Genomic DNA, 19,965 nt, shown 5'->3' on the forward strand with positions numbered 1-19,965 from the left:
GATGACGAACGCTACCGCCTGCGCCTTGTACTCCTCGGTAAATCGGCGGCGTGTCGAACCCATACTCATGTCTCCCGAAGGACCGGGCGACCCTCACCCCGTGTCCACCGAACCGGGAACGGTCCAGTCAGGAGCGGCAGGGACTCAGAAGGTGACCCTGGCCGAGCTGGCCCAACTCAGGTTGGCTGCCACGGATCTGCACCGGCGGATCACCGACGATCTTGCCCGGCTGGCCAGCATTGACCTGCTTTCCGAGCACGATAAGCGCGCCGCGGCGCAGGCGAGCGGCTGGGCGTTTCCAGCCACCGGGTAGCAGCGCGAAAGTCAAGGCCAGCTGCATCTGAACGAGTACGGTTCCAGCGACTGGACGAGGTGCATCAGCTGGCGGGCGGGCGTCGGCGCAACCGAGCAATCCGGTCCCCAGCGGCGTGGTCGAGCCGCAGGTAGCACCAACCGCTGTCGCCAACGCTAGCCATCGACCTCCTCGCCACACTCGACTTCCGACGACCAACCCCTCGGGAAGCCTCATGGCGTTTTGCCGCCCTATGTCGCGGCCGAGAAACGCGACCGGTCAGGTGCGGTGGCGGTGGTCGAGTTCGTCGGAGAGGATCTGCTCGATCTGGCGGGTACGGTGACGCCACCGCCAGATCGCGACAAGCACCAGCGCGGCGGCCACCGCCGCCGCCCCGGCGAGGACGGGGGCGAGGGTCCCGGCGATCATGTCGGCAGGCACGACCGCGGCCGCGGCGAGCAGCAGGAAAGTCAGCCGCCGCAGCCGGTCCGAGTGGGCGCGCCGGTCATGCCGGGCGGAGCAGGCCCAGGGGGTCAGGCCGAGCCGACGTGCAGGATCCGCAATCATCGACGGATGGCCTCCTTCCTCACCACCCGGGCGGCGTCTCCTGTGACGCCGCGCGGCCACGGTGCTGCCCTGAAGGTCGCCGCGACAGCCATATGGGTTACCGGCAGACACAAAGCGTCACCCAAATGATCAAGCTTTATCACTCGACCGAGTGAACGAGTGTCGGCGCCTATGGCGTGGGTAGACCGGCTGATCGTGACGAGTGCCGTCCGACCGCTTGTATCCGGCCCCGGGCCCCCCACTTACCCGTACGGCAGCGTTCATAACGGCACGATATTGCTCGTTTGCCCACAGTTCCGAGCACGTCGCGATGGTTCCTTTCGCACACGATGTTCGGCAGACAGCACCCTCCCCCGCGAGGGGGAAACACTTGCGGTCGCCCCTAACCGCTGTAACCAGCGGGAACGCCGACGCGATCTTCATTCCAAGCATGCAGCCCGCCACCTTCTCGTCCGCCGCCATCACAAGAAGTTGCACCGTCATGACCGATCATCCGCGACGGGTCACCCTGCATTCCCAACACCGCAGCGTCACCCTCGACCCCCAGTCCACCGGAATCGACGCGTCGACGGACACCGCCGACCACACCGGCGTGTCCTACACCGGAATCCTGGTCTCCCGCATCTGCGGTGACAGCACTGACAGCGAACTCTGGCTGCCGATCGGCGAGACCGCGTCCTACGCCGACGACGAAAAGCTGATCACGGTGTTGCACCAGGCACTGCGCTGCGCTGGACCTCAAAGCAGCCCTGACCGCCGCCTTGCCACCGTCGCGGTACCTGGGCCACCGCGACAAGGAATCCATGCAGAGTGGAGATGCTCAGGTCGGGGTCGGCTGGCACGCGCGACGCCATCAGGCCTTGTCTAATCGGGGTGCGGTGGCGAGTAACAGGCGCCGATGGTCGGACCGTCCGCGCGATGGCCAAGGACGATTGTGGCTTGGGCTGTCGATCGGCACACGGCGCCAGGGCCGCGTGCCGACTCGGGAATTCAGCCGCCGACGGGAAGCTTGGCGTTGCGGCGCTGAGCCTCGTGGAGCTGGTCTTCGAGAGTGATGATGCGGCAGGCGGCGTCGATGGCGGTACCCCCATCGACCAGCTCCCGCACCCGCGCGGCCAACCGCAACTGGTGCCGGGAGTAGCGGCGATGCCCACCCGCCGAACGTTGCGGAATGATCAGACCGGCTTCGTCGAGACTGCGCAGGAAACCCTGGGTGGTGCCGAGCATGTCGGCGGCCCGGCCCATCGTGTAACCGGGGTACTGCTCGTCATCGAACTTGCCGGCCCCGCTGGACGTGACCGGGCCTTGCTGATCAGGGATCATTCCGCCTCCACGTCACAGAGGACCCCGGGTGCCACCGCGGCACCCGGGGTCCTCAAGGATAGGGATCTTCACCATTGTCAACCGGCGCGACCGCCAGCGTCCTGCACCCGCATCCGACGAAAAACCGGATCGTGCGGGGATCGCTTACTCGTGACCGAGCACCACCTCCGAACTCGATGGAACTGCGGCACCCGCGCAGCACTACTGCCTGGCCGCTGCGGGCGATCCAATGATGCTCCCGTTCCCTTCTCTCCTGTGTTTTCCACTTACCAGTTACTGCCACTGCTACTTCGCTTGCTGCGGACATCACTGCCGGAACCCTTCCACCGATCGGTCCCAGCACGCTGACGCCGCTGGTCACTGCCCGGAGCCCCGTTCACTGATCGGCCCCGGCCACCTGACATGTCCTGCCACTGCACTTACACACAACAACTACTGATCTTGCTGAACTTCACCTAGCGATACCGCAACTGCTGTACATACTCAGCTTCACGGGCACACGTCCTCTGCCCGCGTCCTACACGTCCACTCCGGACCGGTACTGCTCGGTCGAACCTTCTTCACGACCCGGTCCTGGAGTACTGCTCCCGGTCACCAGCCGAAACCTTGTTCCCTTGATCGGCTCCGTGCTGCCTGACCGTCTTGTCTCACCTCGCGGGTAGTTACGTCATCTCCCGCGCCTGCTTGACGTTGTCTCTCTCGGTATGAGCAGAACACTACACACGTCGGTCATTGAATGTCTACTCCGGGCGGCATAGATTTTCTGAAGACAGTCGAACGGGTGACGAGGAGCACGCAGGGCCATGAGCGACGACATCACGCAGCAGAGCCCGCTGGACGAGCGATACGGCCTGGTCGGAGTGCGTGACATGGCCGAATACGCCGAAGCCTTGACACGGTTGCTGGAGCGGGGCCGGCGGGAGCGGTGCGCGGCCGTGCTGTCGGAGGCCGAGGCCTACGCGGCGGCGGAGCTGCTCGGGCAGTTCGCCCAGCTCGACCCGCTGGGCGCGGTGAACCAGCTGGCCGCGTCGCTGGCCGGGCGCATCTACAACCGGCTCGGCGCCTGACACCCGACGAGCCGACACGGTGAACGACACGGGACACGCGCTGCCCACGCGACAGGAAACGTGGTGATCATGACCGAGCCGTCCGAGGGTGGTCCCGAGCGGGACCGGATCACCGACCCAGGTGTACCGGAGCGGCTGGCCGAGACCAAGCAGCGCACGCTGGCGCACCAGATCGCGGTCGGTACCGCGGAGAGTGTCGTCGCCGAGGCCCGCGGTAGGGACCTGCTCGCCGCTCAGGCCGCCGCGGCCCGGCGGCTCTCCGCTGCCCGGGATGCCGCGTGAGCGGCCGCCACGCCGGGGAGCGTGTCGCGGCACTCGCGGTCGTGGCTGCGGCGCAGGTCGAGTTCGCTCGCGTTACGGATGCGGCGGTCGAGGAGATGCGCGGTATCGCCCGAGCCGACCGTGACCGGTTGGACGGCCTCCTCGTGCACCTGCGCCGGCCTGGGCGGCCCGGGAGGCCGCGGACATCGCAGCGCGAGGACCCGACCAGCAGCACTGACATTCCGGCGCCGGGGCAGGATCGGTCCCGTCGTCAGCGGCGGCCGCGGTGAACCCCGTCGCACCACACCTCGTTCGCGCTGCGGCGGGGCGGTGTGGATGATGAGGTTGTGTGAGCTCGCACTGGTCGGAGGTGGCTGTGGACGGTGGGGTGCTGGGACCGGGTGATGTGCTGGCGGCGGCCGAGAGCGCACCGCCGGTGGAGTCGGTCGAGGTCGTCGCGCGCGACCTGGCCAAGCGACTGGGTGCCTTCGACGTCTCCTTCCTGCTGGTAGATCTCGTCGAGGAACACCTGGTGCGGCTGACCTCGACCGCGCGGGACCCGGACGGACGCGACCCGGAGCCGGTCGAACTGCGCGACAGCGACTACGAGGGGGTGCTGCGCACCCAGCAGCCCTGGCAGGAACGCAACGACGACGGGGCGCGGGTGGTGCTGCCGGTGACCAACCGCGGCGACTGCATCGGTGTCCTGGAGGTGACCGTGCCCTTCTGCGACCAGAAGGTGCTAGCGCACCTGAGCGAAGCCGCGCACGCACTGGCGTACGTCATCATCACCGACCGCCGCTTCACCGACCGCTACCTCGTCGGCCGGCGCACCACCCCGATGAGCCTGGCCGCGGAGATCCAGCACCAGCTGCTGCCCTCGGCGTCCTGCTGCGAGGCCGCCCAGTTCACCGTCGCCGGCGCCCTGGTGCCCGCCGACGACATCGGCGGCGACACCTACGACTACACCGTGGACCGCAACACCCTGCACCTGTCGATGACCGACGCCGTGGGTCACGATGTGACCTCGGCACTGATCGCGACCCTGCTGGTCGGGGCGCTGCGCGGAGCCCGCCGAGCCGGTCGTGACCTGGCGGAGCAGGCCCGCCAAGCCAACCAGGCAATGCTGGACCGCAGCGAGATGTCAGTGGCGACTGGGTTGCTGCTGCGCGTGGACCTGCACACGGGAGGGGTCGAGCTGGTCAACGCGGGACATCCCGCGCCGCTGCTGCTGCGTGACGGTGTGGTGGAGCCGATCGAGCTGGAGGTCGACCTGCTCTTCGGCTTCAAGCCGCACCAGTACCAGGTGCAACGGCTGGACCTGCGCCCCGGTGACCGGCTGGTGCTGATCACCGACGGCATGTTCGAACGCGACGCCGCCGACGTCGACCTGCCCGCGGTGATCCGCGACACCGCGGGGCTCCACGCCCGCGAAGCGGTGCGGGCGGTGACCAGGGCGGTGCGGTACGCCTGCCGCAGTCAACTCCAGGACGACGCCACCGTGCTGTGCCTGGACTGGCACGGAACCGAACGCACCGAACGCCAGGCCGACAACGGCGCCGACACGGACACCGCCTCGCCCGCCTAGCATCTCCACATCTTCCGATCGCGCCGCCACGCCGCCCACGGCCGCGGTCGAGCGGGCGCCGTCTTGCCTGCCCCGACAGCGGGTTGGACATGTCTCGGCCGCCTGACTTATAGCTCTTGTGCTCCGCGAACATCCCTCGGACGGCGAGGTGTCTTCCACCCCATGGCGGCCCGAAACACCGGACGCGGGCCGCCATGGACGATCATTTCCCGGCCTACGACGCGTGCCACCACGGAACGTCTGTATCGCCGAACAGCACCACGAACAAGGAAACAGGAAAGCGGCCGTCCCACGGACGGAAGCCGTCCACCGTCGTTTCGACCTCGTCTGCGCTCAGCAAGCGAACACCGGCGTCCCGGAGCAATGTAACGACTTCTGTTCCTTCCGGGGGCGCCTCCGGACCGACGTCGACGACCACATCGGACCGAAGCAACTCCCCGCCCGTCGAACTGTAGGCCAACAACGCGAACGGCCCCACCGCCGACAACCACAGAGACCAGGCCGGTGAACTCCGACCCACCTGCATCTCGTACGAGAAACTGACATCGTCCTCACGGTCGGTCCAGTCCTCCACACGTAAGAACCTTCGTAACCGTTCCACCAAGGGTTCCCAGGGCCGATCACGCAGTGCCTGCGAGAAGAAGCCATAGTTTGGCTTCCGCAAGTCGCCGTATGCCCGGCGCGCGTAGCCGGGGAACTCTTCCATGCGATCGCCTGTCCCTAATGCCACGGTGAACCGTGCATTCCCTGCTTACCGTGGCTCACCCGTACTGTCCACTGCCGCTGCCCCCACCGGCTCCGGCCGACGGGATAGGGCACCTGAGTTTACGGATGTGCGGGGAGTTCTTCGCCGCCCGGCCAAACGCCGCTCCGAGCCGGGTACGGAAGTTGGCCCAACGATGTCCGAAGAAGAACGCGGAGTTCTCACCCTTGCGGGTCTTGATCCGGTTCGCGTACTCGGTCGTTCCGCGAATATGGCCGGCCTGCTTCACGTGGTCGATCTTGCCGCCGAAGCGCTTGACGGCCTTGATCGCCTTCGAGATCTTGCCACCGACACCACCGGTGATCGCACCGAACGCGGACGACGCCGCCGCTTGAGGTTCCCCCGGGTAGTGGACACCGAGTTAGCAGGACCAGCTGTCCTGCTGGAAGGATGTCTTCATGCCTCCTCGCAAGCGCCGGTCGTATCCGGCGGAGTACAAGGTCGAGGCTGCTCACCGCGTGATCGATTCCGGCCGCACGATCTCCGAGGTCGCCCGCGAGCTGGGCATCGATCCAGGCATGTACCCCAGCCAGGCCCGAACCTGCGCCGGGTCCCAATGACGGCGGGGCAGGAAAGGGTTGCCGGGTCCTCGCCGGGGCGGCGCGTGCTGATGAGTGTGGGAATGAGAAGGTCGAAAAGGTGGGCTCGCAAGGCTGCCACCGTGGTGAACGAGCCGGACGGCAGCAGCTCGGCCGCGTCGGGTCTTCCGGCGTCGGCTCCGGGGGTGAGGTAGACGCTGCGCAGCAGCCACAACCCGAGTGGCGTGGCCGCGATCTCGGCCACAGCCGCGGAAGCGCCCGCTCCGGACCTCGAACGCAAACCGGCGAGGATCTCCCCCCATTCCTCTCCGGGCAGGCGCGGCTGGGGCAGACATCGTTGGAGGTAGTCGGCAGCGGCTTCGGGCTCAAGCGGGTCAGGCTCGATGACCATCGCCGAGACCAGGACACCGGCGGCGCCGACCGCGGCGGTGAACTCGGTGGTGCGACTGGTGAGGATGAGCTGGTCATCACCGTCCATGGACCGGTTCAGCGCCGTGATCACCGCAGCCCTGGCCGGCTCTGGTAGCTCGTCGAAACCGTCCAGCACCGGCAGGATCTGGCGTCGGACAGCCAGCATCCGCGGCGTGTCCGGACTGAAATCGGGTGCACGCAGCGCCGGGTAGTCCTCGGAAAGCCGGAGGGCGATCCAGTCGTGCAACCGCGGGAAGGCGACGGTGTCCCAGCCGGCCACCGACAACAGGACCGGCACCGGTTCATCCTCGTGTCCGTGCCCGCGAAGCAGCTGCACGGCCAGAGTGGTCTTCCCGCTGCCAGGACCACCGAGGACGACCAGCCGGCGTCGCCGCATCGTCCGGAACTTCGCTGTCAACGTGCCGATGTCTTCGCTGGTCGCGGCGAAAAGCATGGCCGCCGGAGGCAGATTGGCATGGTGATCCAGCACGTCGTGTTCGTGAGTGACGCGCCACCGCACCGGAATCGGGTGGGGAACATCCAGCGACCGCAGCTTGGCTTCCCCACGCCACTGATCCGCCACCAGCCCGGCCAGCACGTCTTTCACGCCGCCCATCCCCACCACGGCTCCCGCCGGCGGTCTCGCGCTCCGGCGCCACCACAGCCACAAGGGAACCACCAGCGTCGGCATGGCCAAGACCACCGACAAGAGCTGGGCCCAGTTCGCTGTGGTCGCGAGATCGCCGGTCTTCAAAGCGACACCAAGTGCGGCCAGAATCGCCACCAGCCCCAGGAAACCTCCGAGCGCCACGACCCGCGCCCCCGGGACGTTCCCCGTCTCACCCGAGCATCATCCCGGCACACGCGAACACCGGACAACCCGGACGGGAGGCGAACCGTGAGCACGAAGTCCGGCCTGCTGCGGTGATCTTCGGGACCGCGGCCGCTCCACGCCGACCAACCTCAAATGCCGCGAGTCCGCCGCTGTGCCAGGCAGGCACTCGCTCATGCCGATGAGCGCGCGTAAGCCACTTCGCTCGTGCAGGCGCGTTTCCGTTCATTGACGTTCCTGTTGTACACGGCGCACGTTGGACCGGAGGATCTTGGTAGTGGAATGATGCCCGCCGAATGTGGCTTCGGCGTCGGCGAGGTCATGGCGGCAGGCCAGGGTGCCGGAGTGGACGGAGCCGTGGAGTCGTTCGCTGCTGGTGTGGCTGCTCGAAGCCGCGTCGTAGCCGAGTGACCAGACGCTCGGCCCGGGGACGTCCTGGGCCAACCACTCGGGCCAAAACGTCGTGTTCGACTTGCCTGACCAGCTTTGCGGGTGTCGTCGTCGAGGCCGTGCACGAAAACGACGTCAAGCACGGAGTGTTCACCGGCGCTTGCCTCGATAAGGTCGGTCACTCTGTTCCCCCACACTTCATGCCCGGACCAATTTCCTCCGCGTAGGCGTGCTGATTAGTCGCGCCGGGCTCCATCGGCGTTACACGCTCGACTACTATGCGTGATCGCGCGCTCATGATGAGATTCGTCGGAGAGCTGTCAGGGCAGCGGCGCGCTTGCCCGCTGCTCGGCGGGAGGCCACTGTGGCGGCAGACGAGGTTGCACGGCTATGGGACGCGCACGTGCGCGCACCCTTTCCGCCTACTTTACGCGGTGCTGAAATCGCCGCCATCGACATGGTCCTGCTCGACGCTCACACCGCGGGTTGCATCAGTTCGTGGTTGTCCAGCGGCGGTCGGCTCGGAGCGTGGCGACGCGCAGCAATCGCGTCCTGTCTGGCAGAGCTCAACACCGTGCTGCCGTTACTCACCGATCCGGCGCAGGCCGCGTTCTCGGCGCCGATCATCACGCGCGGCTGCCTGGCGCTGACAGGGGGCGACACCAACGCCGTCGACGTTCGATCATGCCGCTGATCGAGCATTGCCGGGGGCGGACGGTCGCGTCCGGAGACCGGTCCAGGAGAGATCGGGTAGTCCTACTCATGGTGCCGCAGGCCGGGAACGGCCTACCGTTCTCGGCGTGGATGATCACCATGGCGTGCCGGCGGGGCCCCGGCCAAGCAGGCAACGGCGAGCCCGGCGGTGTGGGGCGGCCGCGGTGGTGGGCGGAGGGTTGGGGCTGGTCTGGCTGACGGTGATGAAGACGGCTTCCTTGGACGCGGCCCTGTCACGCGCCGAGCTGGGGGCCTTGAGCATCGTGGTCTTGGGGTTGCCGGCCGGGGCGTTGGCGGCCTGGCCGCTGCTGTGGGCGGCAAGGTTGGAACGGGCGGGGCTGGTCGCCCTGCTCGCTCCCGTTCCCGTGGTGGCGATGTGGCATCTGCTGGATCCGCTCTGGCTTGACCTCGACGTGCGCGACGGACAGCTCAACGCCGTGTCGCTGCTGGCCCTGACGGCCGGAGGGTATGCGGCCGCTGCACTGGTCACCGCACCCGGAGTCCGACTCCGGTGGTGGCGGTCTCGATCGCGATGACGGCCATGACCGTGCGGCCCCTCGCGCGTCACGCCGAGCCCGTGCCGAATAGCGGGCATGTACGGCGCAGACGACGATCTGCCGAGCCAGGCGGGGATCCCGGCGCTACAGTCCGGCTCGGTCGAGCAGTGCGCGCATGCGGTCGGCGGGAAGCGCCGGGTTCGCACCAGCTGCCTTGACGACCTCGAGAGAGTCATCGGTCAGCAGGATCTCCAGCAATGGCAGGGGGATGCGCCGATGACGAGCGGCGGCAGCGCGCACGAACGCCTCGGTGTCCTGTGCCAGGGCCGCGATCAACTCGGCCGGCAGGTCGGTGTCTTCCGTGGCGAGTACGCGTCGACGAGGGTCATCGGCTTTCGCCAGTCCGGCGAAAGCCTCCGTCGGGAAGTTCGGGTGCTCCGTGTGACCTGGCCGCTCCTTGGGACTCTCGCCGTGTTCGCTGACCAGGCGTTCGAGCACATCTGCCGGTGTATCGGGTCGGCGTGCCACGATCCGCCGCACCGTGACGTCCTCGTGAGTGTGGAGCCGTCGCACCACGTCCGCGGGCAGGTCCGCAGACCTCGCGGCGCACCGCCGGAAGCACGGGATCGGCGAGTCGAGGTAAGCGATGCGCTCGGCGAGCGGCCGGGCGGGCAGCCAGGAGGGCTCGTCGTGGTCGAGCACCGTCAAGGCGATCGTGACCTCGCCGAACGCGTCCTCCCGTTCGGCGAGCAATGCCGCGTGCAATCGTCTGCGGCGGTCCTCCGGCAGGCCTTCGCGGAGGAGGACACGTGAGCGCACGTACGGGCTCGGGTCTTCCGCCAGCCGGTCGCGGGCCTCGGCTGGGAGGGTCGGGTTGATCGCCACTTCGGCGCGCAACTCCTCGTCGCCCGCCGAACACTCCGCACCGCCTGTGCCGTCAGCGCGGCGTAGGACGCCACCTCGCCACGGGTGGCGTCGTCGACCAGCAGCCCGGCGTGCATATCGGCGGGGGCAGGCGGGTGCGGAAAGCCCGCCGCGGCCTTGCGGACACGCGGATCAGGATCGGCGAGCAGTTCCCGCCGCAACGCGACCGGCATGGCGTCCCACGTCCTGGCGACCGCCGCGCGCAGCACGGGGTCCTCGTGATCGGCAAGCCCGACGAGTCCGCCCGGACCCGCGTATCCGGCGAGGTCATCGGGCATGACCCGAGTGCCGGCCCGGATGGAGTGTTCGACGAATCTGCTGCGCGCACACCGGACCTCGACGTCCGGGTGCGCCGCGATCCGTTGCCGGGTCGTCTCGGATTGGCTTGGCTTGGCGAATCCAAGGCCAGCGCGATGGTCGGATCGCCGCTGTCCAGCAGTCGTTCCACCACGGTGTCCGGCAGATCCCGCTGCCGCCACGCGATCTCCACCGCCGCGGCTCGAACAGCCGTGAGCCGCACCAGAACATCAAGCGGGGCAGCCGGGTTCGCAGCCATCCCGATCAGGACACGATGCAGACCGTCGGCCATGACCTGCACTGTAGCCAACGGTCACGACAAGAGCGCTCCGCAGGCCCAGCGCGCGCTCATGCCGATGAGCGGACGTTCGGCGCCACCGTCGGCCACATCCTCGGGACCATATCTGGTTGGGTCAAGGGATTGAGGTCGTTACCGGTCGTACAGGCGGCCCCAGCGGCCAGGCAGGTCAGGCAGCCGTTTCATGTCCGGGGTCGGCGGTGTGGCGAGCAGCCAGGCGTTTGGCCAGATGCGGAGGTCGTCCACATCCAGGCGGGCATATGCGCCCTCGCAGGTGGCGGTGCCGGTGAACGTCACCTTGCTGAAGCTGACCTCCCCGCCGAACAGGGCGTTGTCGAAGTTGGCATGTCGGCCGAACTCAGAACCCCCGAACAGAGCTTGGCCGTCGAAGCGGGTTCTACGGAACCTCGCCTCGGCAAGCATTTTTGTCTCGGTAAAGATCACACTGTCCGCGAAAACCGCGTCGTTGAAACCGACGAACTCGTGGAAGACCGCGTCGTCGAACAAGACGGTCTCGGCGAACCGAGCGCCACTGAAAACCACGTGCTGGTCGAACCGCGCGGCACGGAAGAAGGTTCGACCGTCGAATTGGGGTGCGGTGTACTTGTCGGCACCGAACTGAGCACGGCCCGCGAACCGCGCACCGTCAAAAATTGCTGCTTTCACGAAGTGCGCGTCGTCGAACCAGACGAAGTCGAATCGCGTACCGCCGAAGTCGGCGGTCTTCTCGAATTGCGCTGAGTCGAAGGTGGCGTTCGACCGGAATGTGGCTTCTTCGAAGTTGACTTCCCGGTCGAACCGTACCCGTGTGAAGGTGGCGGACTCCGCCCACACGGTGTTGATGAACCGGGCGCCGCCGGTGAACCGGGCGTTGTCGAACGACACCGGGCCGGTGAACTCGGCCAGACTGAGCTCAGCGCGACCGTCGAACAGGGCACCGTCGAATGTGGCGCCGCGCAGACGGCAGCGGTCGAGGTCGAAGTCGAAGAGAGTGGCGCCGACCAGGTCCAGTGTGATGTCAGGCCAGAACCCGTCACCCGATTGGTCTCGCCGCAAGTGCGCGGCCAGGAGGCGTTGGGCCGTCAGCCGAACCTGTCGTTCCTGAGTTCCGCGCAGTTCGCGGTCCGGGTCGGGATCCGTCGAACCGGTGTCATCGGTGATGTGAGGCATGCGCAAATAGGCACAAAGCAGATTGACGATGACCTGGCGCTGATCAGGGTTGCTCTGCGCAAGGCGTTCCAGTGCGTAGACGCCCGCGATCCGCACGTGCGCGTGCTCGGAGCCGAGCTGGGCGGCGGCCATCGTGTACAGCTCGGTGACCCGCCGTTCCACCGCCTCGCGGGCGGTGTGCGCCTGCTCGAGGTCCTTCTGCCGCAGCTCGCGATCCTTCTGTGCGATGGCCAGCTCCGCAGTCCGCTGGCGGCGAACCGCGAGCCACAGGGCGACCGCACCACCGGAGCCGACCACTATTGTGCCAGCGGTCTTGATCGCCTCCAGGCTGTTCCGCGGGTCACCCCTTCCAAAAGCAAGCACCAGCGACGCCGCAGCACCGACGCCGATCACGACCATGACGACCGCCAGCCACACGACTGTGCTTGATCGCAGAACTTCGAAGGTTAAGCCGTTCTCCCGCGTCAACGGTGGAAGGTCGCCAGCAGACGGCGTCATGGCCCTGCCCTGGTCGTTAGCGCGGCTGTCCGAAATCGCTTTTCGTTCCTTCACATCGCGGTTACTTTACGACCACACGTTCCCACGGTCACTGCTCCGGCCGGGTGCAGGGTTGCGGCTCCGTTCTGCGCGCTGGTCCGGCGAGTAGTGCAGCACCACCATGAACATGAAGGTGCCGGCACCACGATCCCGCAGGACAGTGCCCGCGTCGTTCTCACCCGAGCCGCAGTAAGACAACGCGGACGCCGCTGAGACGTCCGCACATGCCGCTGATCGCTCGTTCACGTCCGGTCATGTCGACGAGCGGACTGCCGAAGTCCTGCGCCTGGCACCCCGCCTCTCCAGGCGCCACCTCGCGCTGTTCGTTCTTCGGGTACGACGAGGACCCGCGTCGACGGGCCACATCGCGAAGCTCCTGCTGATCTGACGACCATCGGGAGCGAGATCGTCCCCGTCACTCCGCCCGGCGGGACAACAGGGGGACCAGGCAAGCGAGGGCCGCGCAGAAGGACCGATCGCCACGTACTGCAGGTAAGCCGGCCCAGCGGTCGCCGCGACGACCGCGCACACCACCGCGACCAGCGCCAAGAGCCCGCTGACGAGATACGTCCTCTTCCGGTTCGCCGGCACCGCAGTCACCCCTCCGATCGACGGTCCGGCTCCTGGCCCGGGCTGGTACCGACCCGGACCAGGAGACCGAATGGCTACTTGTTGTAGGGCGAACCTATAGCCTTGTTCAATGTGCCGAGGCCGAACCCGGTGGCGCCCCCGGTACCGCACCCCGGCCGGCGTTCTTGCAGCAGGTCCCCTTCGCGGAGATACAAGAGGTGGGCAACCGTCGTGGACGATGCGGAGGAAGTCGGGTTCGGAGGTTGCCTCGGGCACCGCGGAGTGATCGTCTCGGCTTCGGGCCGGTACTCCCGGGGGCGTGGCGGAACAGGACGTCCTCCAGGCTCGCCACAAACTCTGCCGGCCGGCGACGAGCCGGTGCCTCGTGCGCGTACCCGGACGACGTCGTCGCGGATAGCGCGCCACTGCACCTCAGCGACCTGGTCGTTGCCGCGATGCCCGAGCCGTCTCCCCACCGGGGCGATGATCTCAGACCAGGCCTGAGCAGCACAGCGCTTTGACCTGGGCACCATCTTCCGAATGGGCCGTAGGGCGTAGTCGTTGGGCGGTCGTACCCGGATGGGGCGAAGATGGATGAATGGGGACGCGAGGGGGATCTTGGCGGGCGTGGAAGATCGGAGTGATGTCCGGAGCGGGGTTTGCTGCGGGCATCGTGCTGGTGGTGACGACGGTGTCGTTGCCCGAAGCCCCGTGGTGGGTGGTGACGGTGATCGGCGTCGCAGCGGGCATGGTGTTCGGTGCGATGATGGGGCCGGCAACCGCCCGCTCGGAGCGCGAGATGTGGCGTGCTGCCGGAAGCGATCTGACCTGGCAGCAGTTCCGCGGCGCTGCCCGGGCCAGTCGCACCGGTCGAGTGCCGGACGATCCTCAGCTGTGCGCGGCGGCGATTCGGCTGGGGGTCTACCAGCTGGCGCAGCACCGTCGCCGTCGGAAGGGCACGCTGATCGCCCTCTCGCTGGCTGCCGGTTTCAGCGTGCTCAAGGCGGTATCCGGTGGTTGGCTTGGCTTGCTCGGTGTCGTCTTCTTCGCCGTTGTCGGAGTCGTGTTCCTGCGTGAGCGCACCAGAGTGGGCAGGGCTCTGGTGCGTCTTCGGGCTGCCTCGTGCGAGTGAAGGGGGCGGGCGTGGATGTCGAGAACATCGTGCGGCGCGGATATTTTCGGACACTGGCGTGGTGGCCGTTCCTGCTGCTTCTGGTGGTCGCGTTCGTCGTCGACCTGCTCGTGAAGGCTGGTCTGCATCAGTGGAGCTTCCGTACGGATAATGTGATCAGTGCGGTGGTGGGGGCTGTTCTTACTTGGTTGTTCTTTGCGGGCCTTTGGCGTTACATGGTCCGACGGGAGCAACGAAAGTCCTGATACGGCGGGAGCCGCTCGGGCTTCGGCAGGCTCGGGCCTGCATCGCTTCGAGGATTTCGTCGCTGCCGAAGATCCTCTTACGATGTGGCCGGAGCGGTGCAACCGCCCACCGATCGGCAGTCAACGTAAGCCGGCAAGCCCATCGGATAATTGGGCGGTAGCGCAGTACACTCTCTTGCCGCTGACCGCGCTGCCGCGATCGCGCGCTCATGCCGATGAGCATGCGTTCAACGGGGCTCGCGGTCTTTCGGGGTGCCCTCGACTGCAGGACCGTGCTTCGAGCCGGTACGGATTTCATCCTTCCGATGGGGCTGTAACAGTAGGTGGCGCCGACCCGACTCCGCTGGAGTGAACGTCAGCTGGTGCTCGCGGAAGCCGTCACCGTTGTCGCGGCCGCTGTGGCAGCCGTCTTGTGGTGACGCCCGGCCGCCGACGCGCCACGAAACCGCCACACGTTCGCTCGCAGAGGCAGGCCCGAAGCATGGCGGAAGACCTAAGCGGCGAAGACCGGAATCGGCGCTTGTCGTGTTGCACCTATCGGTACTCGTAGGAGGGTCCGAGTGAACCTGTCGGCCGTAGTTACTGTTCTTGTCGGTGCTGTCTTTGGCTTCGTCGCCAACGGCCTTCTGACCTACTGGGCCGATAGACGCAAACTTCGTTACCGGTGGGATGAGCCTGCCTTCGCAGTTTTTTCGTCGTTCGCCGCCTCGGCGAGGGACGGGCGAGACGGCGCAGCACGTTTGTCACAGTTGCTGTCGCATGGCGAAACGGAGGAGGCAACCGCCAAATCGCGGGATCGGTTCGATGAGCTGCATGCCAAGATGCGTAGCGACTTCGAGCAGGTTGCCTTGATTGGAACACCCGAAGTCATCGAGGCAGGCAGGCAGGTGATACGCGGGGTGTACTACCTCAGAGAGCTCGCACTGCGGAAAGTCACGCCTCACGATGAAACCTGGAAGCCAGTGCACACCGAATTGATGAACAACCAAAAGAAGTACTACATCGCCGTGCGCACGCAACTTCGGATTCCGGCAGGCCCCGACCCCGGATCCGGCGTCGACCCCAAGCCTTGACAAATCGCAGCATGGAAGACAACACCGCCTTCGGCAAAATCCTGCTGACCTGGTAGACCGTGCGCGCACGTCCGCACATGCCGACGAGCGGATGTTCGGCGCCACCCGTCTGCCGGTACGGAAGGACCGCGCGGTGGCGGCTGCAGGGCGAGCACCCATGTCGACGAGCTCGCGTGACCACAGCTACCTATATAGCTTTAGGGCGGCTACCTATGTAGGATTAGCGATATGAAGAGGACGAAGGCGCTCGCCCGCGTGGCGGCTGCATTCCTGGAGGATCCCAATGGACGCCACTGGGGCTACTCCCTCGGTAAAGTCTCCGGTGTCGCCTCCGGCGTCCTCTACCCGATGCTGACCCGCTTCCTCAACGAAGGCCTCGTTACCGATGGCTGGGAAGACCCCAACACTCTCACCGAGAAGCGGCCGCCAAGGCGGTACTACGAGTTGACCGACAAAGGTCAGCTCGAGCTTGCGGCCGCGGCCCGCGCCGTCGAAGTCGCCACGCAGGCCCGCAACACTCGCCTGGGGTTGGCCGATGGCTAAGCTGCTCGACGCCGTCGCCTCCTGGCAAACCCTGCTGGTCGCCCTTGCCCTTTACGGCTTCGCCCCCGGATTCGTACTCCGGCTCCTCGTCAGGCTCTATCCCAAACAGGACCCACGCCGCACCGAACTTGTCGCCGAGCTCTACGCCGTCCCCCGACTCTCACGCCCCTTCTGGGTCGCCGACGCCCTCGCAGCCGTCCTCATCGAGGGACTTCCCCGCCGCATCAAGGCGGTCCAGGACAGGCGACGCGAGAAAAAACTGAAATCGGCGAGGAAAAAGGACGCCACTGGAAGAGAGCCGAAGCAGGAGGCTGAACGCCCGTACCCATCCGACGAGGGACGCGAAGCGGCACCTCGCGGCTGGGGGCTCCCCGAGTCGCATCTGCTTCCGGACGCCGTCGCAGCCCTCGTCGATGACGAGCTGACTCTTGCTGCCCAGAACAGAGCGTCGGCGCACCTCACCCGCTGCCAGGCTTGCGCGTTCGAGGTCGCGACACAACGTCATCGACGATCGCCTGGCAACTAAGCAAGCAGGTCAGGCTGACGAGCCTTACGCGAACGAGACCCCACACAGCTGAAGAGGCGGGCACAGGTTCGCGACATCGACGGAGCCTGTGGATTGAGTGCGTCGGACCGGAATACAGCGGTCTGGCAGTCACTCCGCACCACCGATTAAGCGACTTCTCAAGCACACTGTTACACCTCTACTGCAATTGTGAGCGACGCACTCTCATGCCGATGTGCGGTCGTTCGTCTTTGCTGCAGATGAGCGGGGTTGAACGGAGATCGAAACTCCGGATGCGGGTCCACGGCGCTCGTTCGGCCGGACGCCATGCCGGTTTGTCGGTGACCTCGACGTTCACGAATCCAGCCCCGCGGCAGCTGCCTGAGCGGATCGGGAACCGCTGCGCCGTGCGACCACCTCATCGAGTCCGGCTCCGCTCATCGGTCCGCGTACCAGCGGCCGAACTCCGCAGCACTTCTCGTCACCCTGCGACCATCTCACCTCCCTCCACGCCGTGCGGGCGCCCGGAGCTCGCCGACGAGCGAGTTGGCCTCGGTCCCCAGGCGACTCGATGCCGGCCGTCCACCCGGGACCGGGCCCTCAGCCTCCCTTCGTGCGGCGGCGGGGCGCGGCCGAACGGGGAGGCGTCGAGCGCATGTGGTCTCGCACCGGCGCCAACAGGCCGGCGAGGGTCGCGACGTCGTCGCGTGAAAGCGGTTCGAAGAGCAGGCCGCCGACCACCTCGATGTGCCCGGGCAGTACTTCGGTGAGCCGCGCGCGCCCGGCCTCGGTGATCGTGACGGTGGTGCTCCGCTCGTCGTCCGGAGACGAGGCGCGCGTCACAAGGCCCGCTTTCTCGAGCAGGCCCGCCTGGTAGGTCAGGCCGCTGCGGCTGTAGACCACGCCGTCGGCCAGGTCGGTCATGCGGTGGCTGCCCGTCGGCGAGTCCCCGAGCCGGGCCAGCAGCTGGAACTGCACGTAGCTGAGATCGCCGGCCTCACGCAGCTGCTGCTCGACCGCGTGCCGGAGCAGGCTGGTCACCTCGATGAGGTCGAAGTAGGCGCCCAGCTGCACGGAGTCGAGCGACGGTGGTGCGTCAGACATGACCGGAGCCTACTGCTTTGAATTCGAAGGGGTCGAGCGAAAGCGGACGCTCCGCTGCTGCACACTTGCGTCATGTCCTTGTCCGACCTGGGGTCCGCGGTCCGCTGGTTGCGTGAGCACACCGAACCCGCCGCCGCCGGGCTGCCGGTCGGCGGGCCGCGGGGCAACGGGCGGCGGGTCCGTGGACTGCGGCGGGAGGAGCTTGCCGAGCTCGCCGGGGTGTCCGCGGACTACATCCGGCGGTTGGAGCAGGGGCGGCGTCACCCGTCGGCCGGCGTGGTGACCGCCATCGCCCGCGCGTTGCGGGTCGGACGGGCGGACTACGAGCGGCTCTGCGCACTCGCCGGTTATGCCGCGGTCGACGGGCAGGTGCCGCGCGAAGCCGGGGCGGCGGCGATGCGGCTGCTGGAGCGGTTCGACGACACCCCCGCGTTCCTGACCGACGCGGCGTGGAACGTCATCGCCGTCAACGGTGCGTGGATGGCGCTGGGAGGCGGGACGGCGAGCGGGTCCGCCCGGGACTGGAACGTCGCGTGGCGCACGTTCTGCGACGCACGCGGGGAGATCGATCGAACCGAGCAGCACCGGGCCGGTTTCCAGGCCGTGCTCGTCGCCCGGCTGCGTGACACGTACCTGCGCTACCCGGCCGACACGTCGCTCGGCGAACTCGTCGACGAGCTGCGGAGCACGAGCCGTCCGTTCGACGACCTGTGGCGCACCCCGAAAACGGTCTCCGCCTACGAGAATCGCGCCGCGTTCCGGCATCCGGACGGTGGCGACATCACGCTCGACGGCACCCTGCTCGACGTTCCCGGTGATGACCTGATGGCAGTGGTCCTCACCGCGGCGCCGGACTCGGCCGATGCGGCCCGGCTCGGCGAGGTCATCCGCGCCGCCGGCGGGCCGGCTGTGGTCAGGGTGGGCCAAACCGGCCCAGGCTGATCGAGCCCACGGCCACGATCCTGAGGTCCGTGTGGATCACGGGAACCTTCGGCGCGTCCCCTCCCCCGCGACTCGCGGGTCGTGCTGCCGAAGCCGTGACCGACCTCACTTGCTTCAAATTCGAAGCAGCAGTAGCGTAGGCCGCAGTTGCTTCGAACTCGAAGCAAAACAGTCTCAGCAGAGATGAGAACTCCGATGAAGGCAGTGCGTTTCCACGACTACGGCGCCCCCGACGTCCTGCGCTACGAGGACGTCGAGCAGCCGGTTCCCGGAGCCGGGCAGGTCCGGATCCGCGTCGCCGCGACGTCGTTCAACTCCGTCGACGGCAACATCCGCGGCGGCTTCATGCAGGGCCCCATCCCGGTGGAACTGCCGCACACTCCCGGCATCGACGTCGCCGGCACGGTCGACGCGCTGGGTGACGGCGTAGCCGGCCTCCAGGTCGGCGACGCAGTCATCGGTTTCCTGCCGATGGACGGCAACGGCGCCGCCGCGGAGTACGTCCTCGCGCCGGCCGAGGTCCTCGCGCCCGCACCCGGCAGCGTCCCGCTGGCCGACGCGGCCGCACTGCCGGTGGTGGGGCTGACCGCGTGGCAGGCGCTGTTCGACCACGGCAAGCTGAAGTCCGGGCAGCGCGTGCTGATCAACGGCGCCGGTGGGGCGGTCGGCGGGTACGCCGTGCAGCTGGCCAAGGGCGCCGGGGCCCACGTCATCGCCACGGCGAGCCCGAGCAGCCGCGACGCGGTCAAGTCGGCCGGGGCCGACGAAGTCGTCGACCACACCACCACCGGGGTGACCGCGGCGGTGACCGAGCAGGTCGACATCGTGCTCAACCTCGCGCCGGTCGACCCGGCGGAGCTGGCCGCACTCGTCACGCTGGTCCGGCCGGGCGGTGTCGTGGTGAACACGACGGTGTGGATGCCCGCTCCGGCCGACGAGGAACGCGGCGTGCGCGGCATCGACCTGTTCGTCCGCAGCGACGCCGAACAGCTGGCGAAGCTGGTGGCACTGGTCGACCGCGGCGAGCTGCGCGTCGACGTCGCCGAACGGGTGCCGCTGCCCGAGCTGCCGGCGCTGCATGCACGGGCCGCCGAGGGCGCGGTGCACGGCAAGGTCGTCGTCGTCCCGGTCACGGCCTGAAACCCTCCCGATCCGAAGCCGGGACCGGCCCGCGGGCGAACGCCGCGCCTTCGGCGGTAAGCAAGGACGCGGCGCGCATTGGTGGAGGTCGGTCCCGGACCGCAGTCCGGCGGGGAAGCCGCCGCCGGACCCGGAAGGCGGCGCTGGGCAGTCATGCGCAAATACGCCCTGGTGGTGTTCGGGCTGGTCGACTACAACCGGCCGAGACTCCGATCCCCAATCGAGGTCCGACGAACGCAGC

The 19,965-nt window shown here is 67.5% G+C and carries 20 protein-coding genes and 2 pseudogenes; 15 read left to right on the forward strand and 7 right to left on the reverse strand.

The window, feature by feature from the left end:
• Positions 1-151: 151 nt before the first annotated feature.
• Positions 152-313 carry a hypothetical protein gene (locus tag ACLJQZ_RS03795; RefSeq protein WP_410618599.1) on the forward strand — a complete coding sequence of 54 codons (162 nt, stop codon included), beginning with the start codon at positions 152-154 and terminating at the stop codon, positions 311-313.
• A 258-nt stretch (positions 314-571) separates the two neighbouring features.
• Here the strand turns inward: ACLJQZ_RS03795 and ACLJQZ_RS03800 are convergent, their stop codons facing one another.
• Positions 572-859 (reverse strand): hypothetical protein, encoded by a 288-nt coding sequence (locus ACLJQZ_RS03800; RefSeq protein WP_410618600.1) that lies wholly within the window; start codon positions 857-859, stop codon positions 572-574.
• Positions 860-1,289: 430 nt separating this feature from the next.
• On the opposite strand from ACLJQZ_RS03800, the gene ACLJQZ_RS03805 reads away from it, so the two are divergent.
• Positions 1,290-1,727, forward strand: a complete 438-nt coding sequence (locus tag ACLJQZ_RS03805; RefSeq protein ID WP_410618601.1) for a hypothetical protein — start codon at positions 1,290-1,292, stop codon at positions 1,725-1,727.
• A gap of 122 nt (positions 1,728-1,849) precedes the next feature.
• On the opposite strand, the gene ACLJQZ_RS03810 is transcribed toward ACLJQZ_RS03805, so the two are convergent.
• Positions 1,850-2,182 carry a MerR family transcriptional regulator gene (locus ACLJQZ_RS03810; protein WP_410618602.1) on the reverse strand — a complete coding sequence of 111 codons (333 nt, stop codon included), beginning with the start codon at positions 2,180-2,182 and terminating at the stop codon, positions 1,850-1,852.
• An 803-nt stretch (positions 2,183-2,985) separates the two neighbouring features.
• Here ACLJQZ_RS03810 and ACLJQZ_RS03815 point away from each other — a divergent pair.
• The 3 genes from ACLJQZ_RS03815 (at position 2,986) to ACLJQZ_RS03825 (ending at position 5,098) form a co-directional block, all read left to right on the forward strand.
• Complete coding sequence (locus ACLJQZ_RS03815; RefSeq protein WP_410618604.1) at positions 2,986-3,249, forward strand: hypothetical protein; 264 nt, start codon at positions 2,986-2,988, stop codon at positions 3,247-3,249.
• Between the two features lie 69 nt (positions 3,250-3,318).
• Positions 3,319-3,531, forward strand: a complete 213-nt coding sequence (locus ACLJQZ_RS03820; protein ID WP_410618605.1) for a hypothetical protein — start codon at positions 3,319-3,321, stop codon at positions 3,529-3,531.
• Between the two features lie 328 nt (positions 3,532-3,859).
• Positions 3,860-5,098: a PP2C family protein-serine/threonine phosphatase gene (locus ACLJQZ_RS03825; protein ID WP_410618606.1), complete on the forward strand. Its 1,239-nt coding sequence runs from the start codon at positions 3,860-3,862 to the stop codon at positions 5,096-5,098.
• Positions 5,099-5,312: 214 nt separating this feature from the next.
• Here the strand turns inward: ACLJQZ_RS03825 and ACLJQZ_RS03830 are convergent, their stop codons facing one another.
• Positions 5,313-5,804 (reverse strand): hypothetical protein, encoded by a 492-nt coding sequence (locus ACLJQZ_RS03830; RefSeq protein WP_410618607.1) that lies wholly within the window; start codon positions 5,802-5,804, stop codon positions 5,313-5,315.
• 455 nt (positions 5,805-6,259) lie between these two features.
• Here ACLJQZ_RS03830 and ACLJQZ_RS03835 point away from each other — a divergent pair.
• Positions 6,260-6,382: pseudogene (locus ACLJQZ_RS03835) on the forward strand (transposase); the annotation flags it as partial.
• Between the two features lie 358 nt (positions 6,383-6,740).
• Here the strand turns inward: ACLJQZ_RS03835 and ACLJQZ_RS03840 are convergent.
• A pseudogene (locus ACLJQZ_RS03840) lies at positions 6,741-7,502 on the reverse strand (NACHT domain-containing protein); the annotation flags it as partial.
• Positions 7,503-8,397: 895 nt separating this feature from the next.
• On the opposite strand from ACLJQZ_RS03840, the gene ACLJQZ_RS03845 reads away from it, so the two are divergent.
• Together ACLJQZ_RS03845 and ACLJQZ_RS03850 are read left to right on the forward strand one after the other, a co-directional pair.
• Positions 8,398-8,727 (forward strand): hypothetical protein, encoded by a 330-nt coding sequence (locus ACLJQZ_RS03845; protein ID WP_410618608.1) that lies wholly within the window; start codon positions 8,398-8,400, stop codon positions 8,725-8,727.
• Positions 8,728-8,926: 199 nt separating this feature from the next.
• Positions 8,927-9,283, forward strand: a complete 357-nt coding sequence (locus tag ACLJQZ_RS03850; RefSeq protein WP_410618609.1) for a hypothetical protein — start codon at positions 8,927-8,929, stop codon at positions 9,281-9,283.
• Between the two features lie 105 nt (positions 9,284-9,388).
• Here the strand turns inward: ACLJQZ_RS03850 and ACLJQZ_RS03855 are convergent, their stop codons facing one another.
• Positions 9,389-10,141, reverse strand: a complete 753-nt coding sequence (locus ACLJQZ_RS03855) for a hypothetical protein (protein WP_410618610.1) — start codon at positions 10,139-10,141, stop codon at positions 9,389-9,391.
• Positions 10,142-10,895: 754 nt separating this feature from the next.
• Complete coding sequence (locus ACLJQZ_RS03860; protein ID WP_410618611.1) at positions 10,896-12,485, reverse strand: pentapeptide repeat-containing protein; 1,590 nt, start codon at positions 12,483-12,485, stop codon at positions 10,896-10,898.
• Between the two features lie 1,198 nt (positions 12,486-13,683).
• Between ACLJQZ_RS03860 and ACLJQZ_RS03865 the strand changes: the two genes are divergently transcribed.
• From ACLJQZ_RS03865 to ACLJQZ_RS03885, 5 genes are all read left to right on the forward strand, one after another.
• Positions 13,684-14,172, forward strand: coding sequence for a hypothetical protein (locus ACLJQZ_RS03865; protein ID WP_410618612.1), 489 nt, complete (start codon positions 13,684-13,686; stop codon positions 14,170-14,172).
• 11 nt (positions 14,173-14,183) lie between these two features.
• The gene (locus ACLJQZ_RS03870) at positions 14,184-14,417 is read left to right on the forward strand and encodes a hypothetical protein (RefSeq protein ID WP_410618613.1); all 234 of its coding nucleotides are present in this window, start codon (positions 14,184-14,186) and stop codon (positions 14,415-14,417) included.
• Between the two features lie 560 nt (positions 14,418-14,977).
• A complete protein-coding gene (locus ACLJQZ_RS03875) occupies positions 14,978-15,490 on the forward strand; it encodes a hypothetical protein (RefSeq protein WP_410618614.1) in 513 nt (170 codons plus the stop codon).
• Positions 15,491-15,718: 228 nt separating this feature from the next.
• Positions 15,719-16,033: a PadR family transcriptional regulator gene (locus tag ACLJQZ_RS03880; protein ID WP_410618615.1), complete on the forward strand. Its 315-nt coding sequence runs from the start codon at positions 15,719-15,721 to the stop codon at positions 16,031-16,033.
• A complete protein-coding gene (locus ACLJQZ_RS03885) occupies positions 16,026-16,559 on the forward strand; it encodes a hypothetical protein (RefSeq protein WP_410619073.1) in 534 nt (177 codons plus the stop codon). The genes ACLJQZ_RS03880 and ACLJQZ_RS03885 overlap by 8 nt, the downstream gene beginning before the upstream one ends.
• A gap of 579 nt (positions 16,560-17,138) precedes the next feature.
• On the opposite strand, the gene ACLJQZ_RS03890 is transcribed toward ACLJQZ_RS03885, so the two are convergent.
• Positions 17,139-17,642, reverse strand: coding sequence for a MarR family winged helix-turn-helix transcriptional regulator (locus ACLJQZ_RS03890; protein ID WP_410618616.1), 504 nt, complete (start codon positions 17,640-17,642; stop codon positions 17,139-17,141).
• A gap of 72 nt (positions 17,643-17,714) precedes the next feature.
• On the opposite strand from ACLJQZ_RS03890, the gene ACLJQZ_RS03895 reads away from it, so the two are divergent.
• Both ACLJQZ_RS03895 and ACLJQZ_RS03900 read left to right on the forward strand, forming a co-directional pair.
• Positions 17,715-18,584: a helix-turn-helix domain-containing protein gene (locus ACLJQZ_RS03895; protein ID WP_410618617.1), complete on the forward strand. Its 870-nt coding sequence runs from the start codon at positions 17,715-17,717 to the stop codon at positions 18,582-18,584.
• A gap of 195 nt (positions 18,585-18,779) precedes the next feature.
• On the forward strand, positions 18,780-19,724 hold the full coding sequence (locus ACLJQZ_RS03900) for an NADP-dependent oxidoreductase (protein ID WP_410618619.1): 945 nt from the start codon (positions 18,780-18,782) through the stop codon (positions 19,722-19,724).
• Positions 19,725-19,965: the final 241 nt, after the last annotated feature.

Origin of the sequence: Amycolatopsis sp. cmx-8-4 (genome assembly GCF_046548675.1) — a bacterium.
In the GTDB taxonomy this organism is placed as follows: Bacteria; Actinomycetota; Actinomycetes; order Mycobacteriales; family Pseudonocardiaceae; genus Amycolatopsis.